The following is a 13,984-nucleotide window of genomic DNA, read 5'->3' on the forward strand; positions in this document are numbered from 1 at the left end:
CCCCGGCGGGCCCGCGGTCGCTCCCCCGCCCCTGACGGATGCGTCACGGCATCTTGTCGCCGATCAGCGCCAGATTCTGGATCGCGGCCAACCCGTACAGCGCCGTCGTGTTGGTCGACACCCACGACGCCTCACTTCCGGCGACCAGGCCGACCGGCCCCTCGACCTTCTTCGTGGACCAGTCCGTCGACTCCTTGTAGTCCCACGTGTCGGCGCTGTTGTAGAACTGCCGCCACGCCCGCGCGGCCAGCGCGTCGTCGCCCAGCTCGACCGCGGCGTAGGCGTCCTGGCGCGAGTGGCCCTGGAAGAGCAGCAGGGAGCCGAAGTCGGAGCCGTAGCGTGCCTTCTGCTCGGCCTTCGTGGCATTGAAGTAGCGGCAGTAGTCGAGCCACGCCTCCTTGAACTCCGGCATGTCGATCTGGTCGAGGAGTTCGGCGTTCAGCTCGACCAGCCCGAACATCGCCGAGAGGTGCGAGACCCCGACCACGGCCTTCCCCGCGACGGCGAACTTCCCGGTGTCCAGGTCGTACAGGGCGCTGCCCTGGACGAACCCGTTGGGCTGGGCGGCGATGGTCTCCATCGTCGACAGGACCCGCGCCTTCGCCTTCTCCCACTTGGGGCCGCGCCGCTCCCACTCGGTGAGCCAGGCGGAGACCAGGCCGCTCCAGTCGGTGCCGAAGCCGATCGAGAGCGCGTTCCTGTCCGGCTCGTACGGCTCGGTGCGGATCTTGCGGATCGGGTCGAGGACGAGGAACGTCTCGTCGGAGTCGACGTTGGCGTGCATGAGGTCGCCGACGCGTTCGTCTCCGGTGAGGAAGTAGTAGTAGCGGCGGTAGGTGGTGTTGGCGATGCGCTGTTGCTTGGCGCTGTCGGCGTAGTGCTGGACGCCGTGGCGGGTACCGAGGCCCGCCCACTTGCCCAGGTGGTAGACGTCGACCTCGCCGGTGTGCCGCGTCATGGCCTCCGCGAAGCGGAAGATGTCGGCGCGCCCGGAGCGCATGTAGGCGAACCAGAGCCACAGGTCGGGCGAGAGCTCGGAGTTGTCCCAGGCGTAGCCGCCCACGTCGTAGCACCACTGGTGCCGGCTGGGGTCGTACGAGTGCATGATGTCGCCGTAGTCCCAGAAGCCGTACCAACGACGCATCTCCACCTGGTCCTTGTAATACGTGAAGAGGAAGTCGAGGTGGTCCTCGATCTTCGCCTTGGCGGCGGTGGAGCGGTCGGGCTCGGAGAACAGCCCGCCGAAGACGCCTGCCTCGACGAGCTGCCGGGGCGGGGCGGCGAGCTGCGCCGGGGTGCGTACGGCGTCCACCTGCCTGGCCATCGCCTCGGCGCTCGGCGTCGACTCGTGCGCCCAGAACAGGAGTTCGCTGGTGCGGGCGATGCCGTAGGGGGTGCCGAAGCCGGGCTCGTAGTCCTCGTAGGTGATGTTGAGGCCTTCGAGCTGTTCGGGGTAGGTGTCCTGGCCCATGCCGTCGTGGTAGAAGCGCAGGTCCATCGGCTGCGACTCGGGCGACCAGAGCCACAGGGTGACCTCGGCCTCGTCGGTCTGGGCGTCGCGGATGTCGAGCTGGGCAGGGAACTTCTCCCAGAAGTCCCGGAGCCCGAAGGCCAGTCCGCCGCTCGCGCCGCCGACGTAACCGAAGCCGCTCGCCCGCCGGCCACCGCCGGCGCCGATCCAGCCGTGCCCCTTCTTCGTCCGCTTGCGGACCGTGAAGCCGTCGGCGGAGAGCTGCGAGAGGGTGTAGTCGCCCCACTCGGGGATGTACTGGAGCCGCGTGGTCACCCGCTGGTCCCAGGTCGACGGATCGGGCAGCTTCTCGCCCTCGAACTGGGCCGTCCGCACGGCCGCGCCCGGGTCCCGGCGCAGACCGGTGACGCCCTTCACCGCCTCGCGCAGCAGACCGGTCCCCTCACCGCCGATGCGGATGTGCCGGTCGTACGCGGCGTCGCGCATGGGCACCTTGAAGCGGACGCCGATGCCGCGAATGAAGTCGCCACTGGCCTTGCCCGGCTCCTGCGTGCCGTCGAAGGTGATCGTGTGCACCATGCGGAACGACTCGGCGCCCGCGTAGAAGTAGAGCCGCACCGAGAAGGGCAGCCAGCTCCTGCTTCCCTTACGGTGCTTGCCGTCGATGCGGACGACGGCGCGGACCGGGCCGTCCTGCTCGACCTCGGCCTCCGAGACGACGCTCTCGAACCGCTCGTACCTCTCGGCGCCCTGGTCGCCGTCCTCGATCTCGGGCTGGCGCAGCAGCACGAGACGGCCGTCCTTGGCGATCTCCGTCGAGCCGCGCAGTACGGACTTCACGAGGGTTGACCCGCTCTTGCCGATCTTCGCGGTGATGACACCGGTGGACACCTCGATGGAGCCGCCGCGCCTGTCGACGGTCACCTTCTTCGCGGGCGCGGCGGGCGAACCCGCGTCGAGGGTGAGCTTTCCGCTTCCTGCCCCTGGCCCGACGGCGTGCGCGGTCCACTTCAGGGAGCCGTCCGGCCAGTAGCCGATCGGCCAGGACTGGACGGGCACCTCCTTGCCGTCGGCGTCGGTCAGCGCGAACGTCTGGTCCTTCTCGTACGTGCCCTTCGGCCAGGGGACGCCCACGGTCGAGCCGGGGGCCTTGCCGAGGCCGCCGTCCTCCAGCCAGTCCAGGCTCACCGGGTCCGCGTCGGCGGCCTCGGTTCCCGGGGCGGCCTGCGCCTCCTTCGCGCCCAAGGCCCAGCTGAACTGGGCGGCGGCTCCGGCGACGGCGGCCGCCTTGAGGAGGGACCTGCGGGGGATGGGAGCCATCAGAATTCAGCCTTTCCTTTCCTTACGAGGAAGTCAGGGGCATGACAGAGCGCGGTACGACGCCGGGCGCCGACCTTGTTCGGAGCAGCCGGAGCAGCCGACTCAGCGGCGGCGGCCGCGCTCCTCCACGGCGAGGGCGGCCGCCGCGACGGCTCCCAGGACGGGAATCGCCAGCGGCGGCACGAACCAGGCGGACACAGCCACGACGGCCAGTCCACAGACGAGCAGGAAGGACCCGGCGGGGTCGAGGACGGTACGGCGCCCGGCGGCGCCGAGCAGCTCGCGCCAGGAGGCACCCGGCTCCCAGACCGCTGCCGCGCGCAGCCCGGCGACAGCCAGCCCGATCAGCGCGAACAACCCCACGGCCCCGACGACCGGGCCGCCGGGGATCCCGGCGCGTACGGCCTGGACGTCCACCCACACCGCGAGGACCGCGGCCCACCCGGCCAGTCCCGCGACCCACCCACCGCGCACGGCCAGACGGAAGTCCGCGACGAACTCCCGCCAGCCGCCGGCCTCATGGCCCGTACGCCGTCGAAGGTGCCGCGACCCGGCGGCGAACGCGGCGGGGTAGGTGACCACGGGCAGCGAGGCCACCGCGATCCACACCCCGGTGAGCAGACACTCGGCGAAGAGTCCGAACCGCTCGGCGAAAGCGGACTCCCGCCCGGCGGCGGCCGTACGAGCCTTCGTGCGCGTCTGGGTCATGACCGGTTCAGCCCTTCAGCCCTGAGGTCGCCATACCGTCGATCAGGTAGCGCTGGAAGGCGAGGAAGAAGGCCAGCACGGGCAGCAGCGCCACCAGTGACATGGCGATCATGCCGCCGTAGTTGGAGGCGACGCCGTCCGAGTCGCGGAACAGCATCAGGCCGAGCGACACGGTGTACTTGCTGGGCTCGTTGAGATAGATCAGCGGGCCCATGAAGTCGTTCCAGGCGTTGATGAAGGTGAAGATCGCGCTGGTGATGAGGGCCGGCCGGCACAGCGGCAGCACGATCGACCAGTAGATCCTCAGATGCCCGCACCCGTCCAGGCGGGCCGCCTCGTCCAGTTCCTTGGGCAGGTTCCGCATGAACTGCACCATGAGGAAGACGAAGAACGCCTCGGTGGCCAGATACTTGCCGATCAGCAGCGGAACGTACGTATTGATGAGTTCCAGCTTCTGGAACATCACGTACTGCGGGATGAGCAGCACGTGGTACGGCAGCAGCAGCGTGCCGATCATCAGCGAGAACATGAGGTTCCGCCCGGTGAACCGGATACGGGCGAACGCGTACGCGGTCAGCGAGCAGGAGATGACGATGCCGACGACGGACCCGAGGGCGTAGTAGAGGGAGTTGCCGAAGAAGGTCGCGATCGAGACGTCGGCGATACCGTCCGCGAGCCCCTTGAAGTTGGCGATGATCGGCTCTGTCGGGAACAGCTGAAGACTGCCGACGATCTCCTTGCTGGGCTTGAACGAGGCGCCGAGGACCCAGACGACGGGATAGAGAACGACGGCGAGAACGAGCAGGGCGCCGATGTGCCAGGCGAGCGATCCGCTGCGTCTGCGCCCGAGTTCCAGGGGCTTGCGCGGCGGGGTCGTGGTCGTGGTGGAACCCATCGTGCTCATCGGGAGGCCTCCTCGTAGTGCACCCATCGCTTCTGGGACCAGAAGAGGACCACCGTCACCAGCGCCACGGCGAGCAGCAGCATCCAGGCCATCGCCGAGGCGAAGCCCATCTGTGCCTCCTTGAAGCCCTTCTGGTACAGGTAACAGGTGTAGACGAGTGTGGAGTCGGCGGGTCCGCAGTATCCGTTGGAGACGACGTAGGCCGAGCTGAAGATCTGGAAGGAGTGGATCGTCTCCAGCAGAATGTTGAAGAACAGCACCGGCGATATCATCGGCAGGGTGATGCTCCAGAACCGCCGGAAAGGTCCGGCGCCGTCGACCTCCGCCGCCTCGTACAACTCCCGTGGCACCTGCTTGAGGCCGGCGAGGAAGATGACCATGGGCGCGCCGAACTGCCAGACGGTGAGCGCCACCAGGCTGTAGAGCACCCAGTCCGGGTTGCCGACCCAGCCTCCGACGTCGACTCCGAAGAACGACTGCGTACGGTCCACGGCGGCGTCGTCGGAGAACAGCGCCCGCCACACGAAGCCGACGGACACACTCGCGCCGATCAGCGAGGGCGCGTAGAACGCGGCCCGGTAGAAGGCCTGCCCGCGCCGGCTCTGGGCGAGCAGCAGGGCGACCCCCAGCGCGAGCAGCAGCTTCAACGGGGTGCCGATGAGGACGTACTTCGCCGTCACCTCCACCGACTTCTGCCACCGTGGATCGTCGAGCATCCTGGTGAAGTTGTCGAAACCGATCCACTTCGGGGAGTTGAAGAGGTTGTAGTCGGTGAACGCGAAGTAGAGCGATGCGGCCATCGGCCCCGCGGTCAGGAGCAGAAAGCCCGCGATCCAGGGGGACATGAAGAAGTAGCCGACCAGGTTCTCCCGGCGGCCCCGCCGCCGCACGGCGGCGGGGGGACCGAGACGCTCCTTGGGGGCATCCGGCGGAGAGTCCTTGATGAGCGTTGTCACTGCTGTTCCCATCAGGCGGCGAGGGCGGTCTTCGCCTCGGAGAAGAACTGCTTGACCGCGTCGGAGACCTTGGTCTTGCCCTGGGACATGTCACCGGAGATGCGCAGGAACGCGGATTCCACAGTGTCCGCGCCCGACGGGTGCGGAGTGATGGTCCCGAGCACTCCGGCCGCGGCGACGTCCTCCTCGTACTTCGCGATCGCCTGGTTGGGGGCGTCGGCCGGCTTGTACGCCTCGAACTGCTCCGTGGTGGCGAGGATGCCCCGGTCGTAGCCCATGATCTTGCCGACCTCGGGGTCGTGCACCATGAAGGAGATGAACTGGGCGACTTCCTTGGGGTGCTCGGTCCGCGCGGAACCGCTCAGCATGAGCGAGCCGAGGTACTGGCCGGTGTCCTTGCCGTCGGTGGTGGGGATCGGCGCCAGCCCGTAGGTGCTGTCGCCCTCCGTGCTGTAGCGGACGGTGAAGTTGTCCCAGGTGAACTCGGACGCCCCGTCACCGGAGGCCAGGGCCGACTTGGGCTTGAGCTGCTCGACCTTCTTCGGGTCGGTGACGATCCCGGCCTTCACGCGGTTGTAGCCGTCCTGCCACCACTCCGTCAGGTCGGCTTCCCCGAAGCCGAGTCCGTCCTCGGTGAAGAACGCCTTGCCGTTCTGCCGCAGATAGAGGTCGTAGAGATACATGACTCCGAAGTAGCCGGTGTCGCCCGCAACCTTCTGGGTGTCATGGATCTTCTTGAGCGCGCCGAAGTACTCGTCCCAGGTCCAGCCCTGCTTGGGCTTGACACCGGCCTTTTCGAAGACCTTCTCGTCGATGACGAGCGACATGGTGTTGGAGCCGACGGGTATGCCGAGCAGCTTTCCGTCGACCTCGCCGACCTTCTCGACCCCGGCACGGAAACCCTTGAGGTTCAGATTTCCCGCGTCCACCTGCGACTTGAGGTCGAGCAGAACACTTCTCTTGTCGTACTTCCGCAGATAGGCGACCGCGTTCTGGAATACGTCCGGCGGATTTCCGCCGGCGGCCTGGGTCTGGAACTTCTCCCAGAATGCCACGTAGTCCTGGAAGTCCGTCTTCACCTTGATCTTCGGGTACTTCTTCTCGAAGAGCTTGATGGACTGGTTGATGCGCTTGGCCCGCTCCTCCGCACCCCACCAGGCGAAGCGGATCTCGACCGTCCCGTCCCCCGACCCACCGCCGTCTCCCCCGCAGCCGGTTGTCGCGGCCAGCCCCACCGTCGCCAGTGACGCCCCGGCCGCCTTGAGAACCGTCCGCCTCTCGACACTCCCGTTTTTACCCACAGTCGGGCCTCCCCGCGACGTCACTGTCCGCTGCCATGAATCGTTTCAAGTAAGCGCTTGCTGGCACAAGCTACGGAGGCCCTCAGCGGGCGTCAATGATTCGGACAGGAATTGATATGAACGGGGCCGCTCGCGCGACGGCGTGAACTGGGGCGAACCGACTGAGGAGTTTGGCGGCTTCGCAGGTGGAGCGGGGTGGGTCGGGTGGCCGAACGGGAATATTGAGGGCGACAGTTGAACGGTGGAGGGCTGAAACAGGGGGCGGGAGTGGCGGAGCGTGGCAGTGGAGTGGCAGCGGGGTGGCAGTGACAGGCGGGGCGGCAGGGCGGTGGGCCGGGTCTCGGAGTTCGGGGCGGGGTTCGGGATGGGGTTCGGGATGGGGCGGTGAACTCCCCGCGACCCGCCCCGCCCCGCGGTCACGCCACACAGAACGACGAAAGGCGGCTTGGTTCCACGAGTTCTGTGGAACCAAGCCGCCTATCGGCAACGTGGGCGATACTGGGATCGAACCAGTGACCTCTTCGGTGTGAACGAAGCGCTCTCCCGCTGAGCTAATCGCCCGGGCGCAGGAAGTAGATTACCCCATGTCAGGGGGTGCTTCCGACCGGCCCGTAAGTGCGCGGAGCGCCGCTACTCCTTGATCTTCCAAGGCATCTCGAAGCCGAACTTCCAGACGTACACCCCGACCAGCACCGCGATGATCACCAGCCCGATGGCCGTGAGGATGATGTTGCGTCGCCGGACCTTCGGGTCGAGAGCCTTCTGTGTCGCTTCGGTGACTTTACGTTTCGTCCACCGGAGCACCAGCTGCGCCCAGACGAACTCGGTCGCCCAGATCGCCATGCCGCCGAAGATCACCAGCCAGCCCGGGCCGGGCAGAGGCAGCATGATCACGCCGGCCACGACGACCGCGAGGCCGACGACGAACACACCCACCTGCCAGCTCAGATGCAGCATGCGGCGTGCCTTGATGAATTGCGGCGCACGGGATCCGAGCGCCGGCTCGCCCTTGGTTTCGTCGGTCACCATGGCGACCTCCCCCGCTCCGTCACTCCCCGTATTCATACGGCCAAACCCTACCGGACGGAATCCGGTCACCGGAATGGGCGTAAGAGGCGAACAGGGACTCGGCCGGATGAGGTACCTAAAGGCACGCAAAACGCTCAGAGGGGTTTACAACGACACCGTAGGTGGCATGTCGATTTCGCCGACGTGCGAATCCCCGAGCGCACACTGAGCGAAAGGCCCTGGCGCTTATGAACACCACGGTCAGCTGCGAGCTGCACCTGCGCCTCGTTGTGTCGAGCGAGTCCTCACTGCCCGTTCCCGCAGGACTGCGGTATGACACGGGCGATCCCTACGCCGTGCACGCCACCTTCCACACCGGAGCCGAGGAGACTGTCGAGTGGGTGTTCGCCCGCGACCTTCTCGCCGAGGGCCTGCACCGGCCCACCGGCACCGGCGACGTCCGAGTCTGGCCCTCCCGCAGTCACGGTCAGGGCGTCGTGTGCATCGCCCTGAGCTCTCCGGAGGGCGAAGCACTGCTCGAGGCCCCGGCGCGGGCCCTGGAGTCGTTCCTGAAGCGAACCGACGCCGCCGTGCCCCCTGGCACGGAACACCGGCACTTCGATCTCGATACGGAGCTCTCACACATCCTGGCCGAGAGCTAGGACGGGTCTCCGCACCAAGCCGCCCGGCGCCGTCCACTCGGGGAGACGGCTCGGGCTCAGACAACTACATAGGGAACACACGGGCGCCGTCTTCACGTGACCACGCGAAGACGGCGCCCGTGCGTGCGCCCCGCGGCACGGTCCACGCTCCAGGCACCTCCGCACCCGCTCCGCACGGACAGCTACGGGGACAGCTTCGGTCCCGCACGCCGGAGAGCCGCTAGCATCGGCCAGCATCGACGGGCGTCCGCCCGACCCCCAGGCCAGGGAGCGAAACGTGCTGATCACCCACGACACCCGGTGCGCCCTAGACACCGTGGTCGATCTGGTGAACACCGCACCGGAGGACGACACCACGGACGGACTCGCGAACCTTGCGGCGCTGCTCGATTTCGTACGAAAGCACGACATGAGCGATGTCGGAGCCCTGTCCGAGCTGGATCTGTCGGGGGTGCGCAGGATCCGAGGACGCTTCGCCGCCGTCTTCGCGGCTCCCGACCCCCGGTCCGCCGCGATGCTGATCAACGAGCTGGTCGCTGCCGCGGGCACCACGCCCCGTCTCACGAACCACGACGGTTACGACTGGCACGTGCACTACTTCGCGCCTGGCGCGTCCGTCGCCGACCACCTCGCCGCGGACTGCGGCATGGCGCTGGCCTTCTTCGTGGTGGCGGGGGAAGAGGAGCGGCTGCGCCGCTGTGAGGCACCGGACTGCCGACGCGCCTTCGTCGACCTCTCCCGCAACCGCTCCCGTCGCTACTGCGACAGTCGCACCTGCGGAAACCGCCTGCATGTGGCCGCCTACCGGGCACGGCGCAAGGAAGCGGCGGGCTGACGGAGTCCTCAGCGGGTGACGCCAGGGACTCCGCGTACGGCTCAGAGCAGCAGCAGATCGTGCAGCGAAGCCATGAGCAGCAGACAGCCGATCACCGCAAGGAAGATCATCAGCGGTGGCTGAGAAAGCGCGAAGAGACAACCCCGCCGCTCCTCGGAAGGAGCTGCGGTGTCGCTCTGGGTTGTGTCCAGCATCTCGCGGCGATGATGACGCAGCCGGGACTCCCGACGCGATCAACACGCCAGACTTGTGGGGGAGTTAGCCGAAATCCGTGACACGGCGTTCCACGATCTGGGATACGGGCGTCCGCCGCGACCGGTCGTGTGTTCACCCCGGCCCGCCTGGGTGAACACAGAAAGCCGTCACGTACTGCGGTTTCCAGGCTTCCTGTGGTCCTGCCGTTCTTGCGGTTCCTGCGGTTCCTACCGCTCCTGCGGTTCCTGCGGTTTCTTCATATTCCGTGCTTCTTCAGGATGGCCTCGATGTCGCTGAAGTCCTCCGCCGACTCGGCCTTGCGGGGCTTGGCCGCGGGGCGGGCCGCCGGGCGTGAGGCCGCCCCCGGGCCCAGCGAGGGCGCCGAGGCGGCCGGCGCCACCGCCTCGCGCTGCGCGGCCCGGGCCGCCTTTCGCTCCTTGCGGGTCCCGCCGGTACGCCGCTCCACGGCTCGCGCGGTCATGAACAGCAGCCAGGCCGCCCCGAGCACGCCGAAGCCGGCCCAGGCCGTCGGACTGAAGGCGGTATCGGCCGCCCACCCGACGACCCCGGTCATCACCAGCCCCAGCGGGACCAACGAGTAGGCGGCAAAGCGGGCCGCCGCGAGGAAACGCTTGCGGTACGCGGTGACCGCGGCGATGCCCAGGCCTGCCGCGGCGACGGCGGAACAGACGGTCTCGGCAATCATCCGGTCCTCCAGGCAGGGCGGGCGAGGTCGGGCAGGGGCACTTCGTCCCTTCCATCCTGCACCGTCGCATGCCCGGTATGCCATGGTCCGGGGAGACCTCAGGGACATCTCCGGGTCGGGTCCTCCTGAGGTGCCGGTCGAACCGAGCCGTCCCGAGGCCCCCATCGGAACCGGTCAGACCCAAACGGAACCGATCCGAACCGATCCGAACCTCTCGGGCCCGATCCGCCCGAGGTCCCGGTTGGGTCACACCTGCCCCGGCTGGGAGACTGGCCCCATGAGCGACTCCTCCTCCGCCCGCCCCGCCGTCCCCGTCCTGGACATCTGGTGCGAGCTCCAGTGCCCGGACTGCCGCAGTGCCCTCGACGACCTGCGCGCGCTGCGGGCCCGCTACGGCGACCGGCTGGAGCTGCGGCTGCGGCACTTCCCGCTGGAGAAGCACAAGCACGCGTTCGCGGCGGCGCAGGCCGCCGAGGAGGCAGCGGAACAGGGCAGGGCCTGGCCGTACGTCGAGGCGGTGCTGGAGCGCGTGGCGGAGCTGGACCGTGAGGGGGAAGCGCTCCTCGTCGAGGTGGCCCGGGAGCTCGGTCTGGACGCCGAGGAGTTCGACACGGCCCTCATCGACGGCCGGCACATCCTGATCGTCGACGCCGACCAGGCCGAGGGCAAGGCCATCGGCGTGACCGGCACCCCGACGTACGTCGTCGACGGTGAGCTCCTCGACGGCGGCAAGAGCCAGGAAGGGCTGCGCGAGCGCGTCGAGAAGATCGTGGACCGGCTGCTGGCCGAGCCGGAGGCCTGACGGTTACGGGCCTGAGCCCCTGCGGCAGGTCCTCACAACAGGGCAGAGTCCGTCCAACGGGCCCGTACAGCAAGCTTGTACAGCAAGCCCGTACAGCAAGCCCGTACAGCAGGCCCGTACAGCAGATCCTTACAGCAGGCCTTTGTAGAAGTGGTACGCGGTCGTCTCGTAGCCGAGTGACTCGTAGAGCCGCTCGGCCGGTGTGTTGCCGGCGAATACGTTGAGGCGGACACCGGTGTGCCCGGCGGCGACCGCCCGCGACTCCGCAAGGAGCATCAGTGAACGGCCGTGCCCCCGGCCCCGGTGTCTCTCGTCGGCCTCGACGTCGTAGACGAACGTCCAGCCGTCGCCGGATTTCAGCCACAGGATGCCCACCGGAGCCCCCTCGTGTTCCAGGACGCTGAAGTCCATGCCCTCGCTGGCCAGTCCGTCGGGCAGCGAAGTGGCCTGGTCCCGTCGGACCTTGGCAACGGCCTCGGCCTCGGGCACTCCCCGGGTGATCCAGTCCTGGGCGTACTCCTCCTGGGCCCGCTCCGCCCAGGCCCCGTACTCGGCCTCCGTCATGGGCCGCCCCCGGCTGCCGGCGGGCAGTTCGGGCGGGCTGTCGCCGAGCCGCTTCTCCATGGCACTGTTGCGCACCACGTACCCGAGGGCGGTCGCCAGCCGCAGGGCCCGCGCCGCGTCGGCGGGTACCGACACCTCGATCCGCCTGCAACCCCAGCCGCGCGCCACCTCCTCCGCGGCGAGCGCGGCCACGGTGCCCCGGCCACGCCCCCGGTCCGGCTCCTCGATGCCCAGATCACGGATCTGGGCGACGGACGCCCCGAAGGCGGGGTGGGTGGCCAGGTGTATCGCGCCCACGGGACGGCTGTTCACGCACACCGTGTAGTGGCGTGACAGCGCCCCGTCGGCGGCGCGCTGAAGCGGCTCGGTCGGCCGCAGAGTGGTGGTCATCAGGGGTGTTGTACCCATCCGGACGGCCTCGCGCCATCCAATTTCAACCGACGGGCTCGTCGGGCCCGACGAGCCCGGCAGGCCATCGCCTCAGGGGTCGAGGTCGTCGGCCGCCCGCTCGTCGAAGATCCGCATGGCCTTCGCGGTCACCGGGCCCGGCGCGCCGGGCAGTTCACGGCCGTCGATCCGGTGCACGGCCTGCACATCGCGCAGCGTCGAGGTCAGGAAGACCTCCTCGGCCCGCGCCAGGACGTCCAGCGGGAGGTCGGTCTCCTTGGCGCCCGTCCACTCGACGGTGAGGGCGCGCGTGATGCCCGCGAGGCACCCGGAGGCGACGGGCGGGGTGTGGATCTCGCCGTCGAGGACGACGAAGACGTTGGAGCCCGTGCCCTCGCAGAGCTGCCCGACCGTGTTCGCGAACAGCGCCTCGGACCCGCCGTGTTCGCGCGCGCGGGCGAGGGCGACGACGTTCTCGGCGTACGACGTCGTCTTGAGGCCCGTCAGCGCGCCGCGCTCGTTGCGGGTCCAGGGCACGGTGATCACGGCGGTGGAGTCGGGGCGGCGGCCCGACTCCCCCAGGGCCACGACCAGGGTCGGTCCGTGCTCCCCGCGGTCCGAGCCGAGCGGCCCGTGACCTCCGGTGTACGTGATCCGCAGGCGGCCGAGCGGCATCGGGTTGGCGTCCAGGACGGCCGCGCACGCCCCGCGCACCTCGTCGCGGTCGGGCTCGGGCAGTCCGAGACCCCTTGCCGAGCGCGCCAGCCGGTCGAGGTGGCGGGTGAGCGCGAACGGACGGCGGTCGACCGCCTTCACGGTCTCGAAAACGCCGTCGCCCACGGTCAGCCCGTGATCGAAGACGGAGACACGGGCCGACTCGCTGTCCTGCAGCCCGCCGTCAAGCCAGATCTTCACTGAACCTCACCTCACGAGAACGTGCCGGGTTCCCGACCCGACGTGCTTTTCCGGCCGGGGCCCCCGGGGCCGTCCACAGGCGTTCCCCCTCCCGTGTCGTACGCCCCTGGGTGCTCCCCCGACGCTACAGCGAGCAGCCTGGCGGCCTTCAGCTCGGTCTCCTCCCACTCCCGCAGGGGATCCGAGCCCCAGGTGATGCCCGCGCCGGAGCCGAAGCACAGCACGCCCTCGGTCCGGTCGATCCAGAACGTGCGGATACCGACGGCCAGCTCCCCGGTGCCGCGGTCGGCGTCGACCCAGCCGATGCCGCCGCAGTACGGTCCCCGCGGCGCCGTCTCCAGGGCCGCGATGATCCGCAGCGCGCTGGACTTGGGGGCGCCGGTGACGGATCCGGGCGGGAAGGTCGCGCTCAGCAGCTCCGGCCAGCCCACGTCCTCGCCCAGTTCGCCGCGGACGGTGGAGACAAGATGGACGAGCCCGGGGTGCTTCTCGACGACGCACAGGTCGGGCACGGTCACGGAGCCGGTGGCGCACACCCGGCCCAGGTCGTTGCGCACCAGGTCGACGATCATCACGTTCTCGGCGTAATCCTTGTCGAGCAGGTCCGCCTCGGTCCGCCCCGTGCCCTTGATCGGACCCGACTCGACAACACGCCCGCCACGGCGCAGGAAGAGTTCCGGGGAAGCGGTGGCTGTCTCCACCCCGTGGCCAGGCAGGCGAATCGTTCCGGCATACGGGGCCGGGTTGCCGCGCGCCAGCAGGGCGGTCAACGCGTCCACGTCGGCGTCCGGCGCGACAGGCGCGGTCAGGATCCGGCAGAGGTTCGCCTGGTACACCTCGCCGGCCGCGATGTGCTCACGGATGCGGCGCACACCCGCCAGGTATGCGGCGCGGTCGAGCGACGACGTCCAGTCGTCGGCCGTGGGCCCCCGCCACTCCCCCGGCACCGGCGCGGGAACGCTCTCGCGTCGCACGTCCGCGAAACGGGCACAGACCACTCGCCCCTCGAAGTCGGCACTCACGGCCCAGAAGCCACTGGAGTCCAGGGCCGCGGGATCGCTGGTGACATCGAGAAGGCCGGTCGCGACAAGGCCGCCGAAGCGGGCGAGAGCTGGAAGGTCCTGCACGGCTGTGAGTCTATGGTGGGTGACCTGCGGGTGCCCCGACCGTGTCCTGGAGCGGGCGTAGTGCAGCACGCTGCGCAAACGTGTTTTTGTGCTGGCCCCGGTATCCGCTAGAGTTCAACACGT

14 protein-coding genes and 1 tRNA gene are annotated in these 13,984 nt (G+C 68.9%); 3 read left to right on the top strand and 12 right to left on the bottom strand.

The window, feature by feature from the left end:
• Window positions 1–43: 43 nt before the first annotated feature.
• From AB0D14_RS28145 to AB0D14_RS28175, 7 genes are all read right to left on the bottom strand, one after another.
• Window positions 44–2,791 (bottom strand): Tat pathway signal sequence domain protein, encoded by a 2,748-nt coding sequence (locus AB0D14_RS28145; RefSeq protein WP_362784357.1) that lies wholly within the window; start codon window positions 2,789–2,791, stop codon window positions 44–46.
• 102 nt (window positions 2,792–2,893) lie between these two features.
• Window positions 2,894–3,499: a hypothetical protein gene (locus AB0D14_RS28150; RefSeq protein ID WP_362784358.1), complete on the bottom strand. Its 606-nt coding sequence runs from the start codon at window positions 3,497–3,499 to the stop codon at window positions 2,894–2,896.
• 7 nt (window positions 3,500–3,506) lie between these two features.
• Window positions 3,507–4,394, bottom strand: a complete 888-nt coding sequence (locus AB0D14_RS28155) for a carbohydrate ABC transporter permease (protein WP_362784506.1) — start codon at window positions 4,392–4,394, stop codon at window positions 3,507–3,509.
• A gap of 5 nt (window positions 4,395–4,399) precedes the next feature.
• Window positions 4,400–5,371, bottom strand: coding sequence for a sugar ABC transporter permease (locus AB0D14_RS28160; RefSeq protein WP_362784361.1), 972 nt, complete (start codon window positions 5,369–5,371; stop codon window positions 4,400–4,402).
• A complete protein-coding gene (locus AB0D14_RS28165) occupies window positions 5,371–6,660 on the bottom strand; it encodes an extracellular solute-binding protein (RefSeq protein ID WP_362784364.1) in 1,290 nt (429 codons plus the stop codon). The genes AB0D14_RS28160 and AB0D14_RS28165 overlap by 1 nt, the downstream gene beginning before the upstream one ends.
• A gap of 489 nt (window positions 6,661–7,149) precedes the next feature.
• Window positions 7,150–7,221: transfer RNA gene (locus tag AB0D14_RS28170), tRNA-Val, on the bottom strand.
• Window positions 7,222–7,290: 69 nt separating this feature from the next.
• Complete coding sequence (locus AB0D14_RS28175) at window positions 7,291–7,725, bottom strand: TIGR02611 family protein (protein ID WP_362784509.1); 435 nt, start codon at window positions 7,723–7,725, stop codon at window positions 7,291–7,293.
• A gap of 191 nt (window positions 7,726–7,916) precedes the next feature.
• Here AB0D14_RS28175 and AB0D14_RS28180 point away from each other — a divergent pair, with 191 nt between their 5' ends.
• The gene (locus AB0D14_RS28180; protein WP_167931486.1) at window positions 7,917–8,330 is read left to right on the top strand and encodes an SsgA family sporulation/cell division regulator; all 414 of its coding nucleotides are present in this window, start codon (window positions 7,917–7,919) and stop codon (window positions 8,328–8,330) included.
• 277 nt (window positions 8,331–8,607) lie between these two features.
• Window positions 8,608–9,165 (top strand): CGNR zinc finger domain-containing protein, encoded by a 558-nt coding sequence (locus AB0D14_RS28185; protein WP_362784367.1) that lies wholly within the window; start codon window positions 8,608–8,610, stop codon window positions 9,163–9,165.
• Window positions 9,166–9,206: 41 nt separating this feature from the next.
• Here the strand turns inward: AB0D14_RS28185 and AB0D14_RS28190 are convergent, their stop codons facing one another.
• Together AB0D14_RS28190 and AB0D14_RS28195 are read right to left on the bottom strand one after the other, a co-directional pair.
• A complete protein-coding gene (locus AB0D14_RS28190; protein WP_167459210.1) occupies window positions 9,207–9,359 on the bottom strand; it encodes a hypothetical protein in 153 nt (50 codons plus the stop codon).
• Window positions 9,360–9,616: 257 nt separating this feature from the next.
• Window positions 9,617–10,066 (bottom strand): hypothetical protein, encoded by a 450-nt coding sequence (locus AB0D14_RS28195; RefSeq protein WP_362784370.1) that lies wholly within the window; start codon window positions 10,064–10,066, stop codon window positions 9,617–9,619.
• Between the two features lie 277 nt (window positions 10,067–10,343).
• Between AB0D14_RS28195 and AB0D14_RS28200 the strand changes: the two genes are divergently transcribed.
• Window positions 10,344–10,868 (top strand): DsbA family protein, encoded by a 525-nt coding sequence (locus AB0D14_RS28200; protein ID WP_362784372.1) that lies wholly within the window; start codon window positions 10,344–10,346, stop codon window positions 10,866–10,868.
• Between the two features lie 129 nt (window positions 10,869–10,997).
• On the opposite strand, the gene AB0D14_RS28205 is transcribed toward AB0D14_RS28200, so the two are convergent.
• From AB0D14_RS28205 to AB0D14_RS28215, 3 genes are all read right to left on the bottom strand, one after another.
• Window positions 10,998–11,825: a GNAT family N-acetyltransferase gene (locus tag AB0D14_RS28205; RefSeq protein ID WP_362784512.1), complete on the bottom strand. Its 828-nt coding sequence runs from the start codon at window positions 11,823–11,825 to the stop codon at window positions 10,998–11,000.
• A gap of 87 nt (window positions 11,826–11,912) precedes the next feature.
• Entirely contained in the window at window positions 11,913–12,734 is an 822-nt protein-coding gene (locus AB0D14_RS28210) for an aminodeoxychorismate lyase (RefSeq protein ID WP_362784374.1), read from the bottom strand.
• A gap of 11 nt (window positions 12,735–12,745) precedes the next feature.
• Entirely contained in the window at window positions 12,746–13,861 is a 1,116-nt protein-coding gene (locus AB0D14_RS28215) for a chorismate-binding protein (RefSeq protein ID WP_362784377.1), read from the bottom strand.
• Window positions 13,862–13,984: the final 123 nt, after the last annotated feature.

Source organism: Streptomyces sp. NPDC048484 (assembly GCF_040651415.1).
GTDB lineage: Bacteria > Actinomycetota > Actinomycetes > Streptomycetales > Streptomycetaceae > Streptomyces.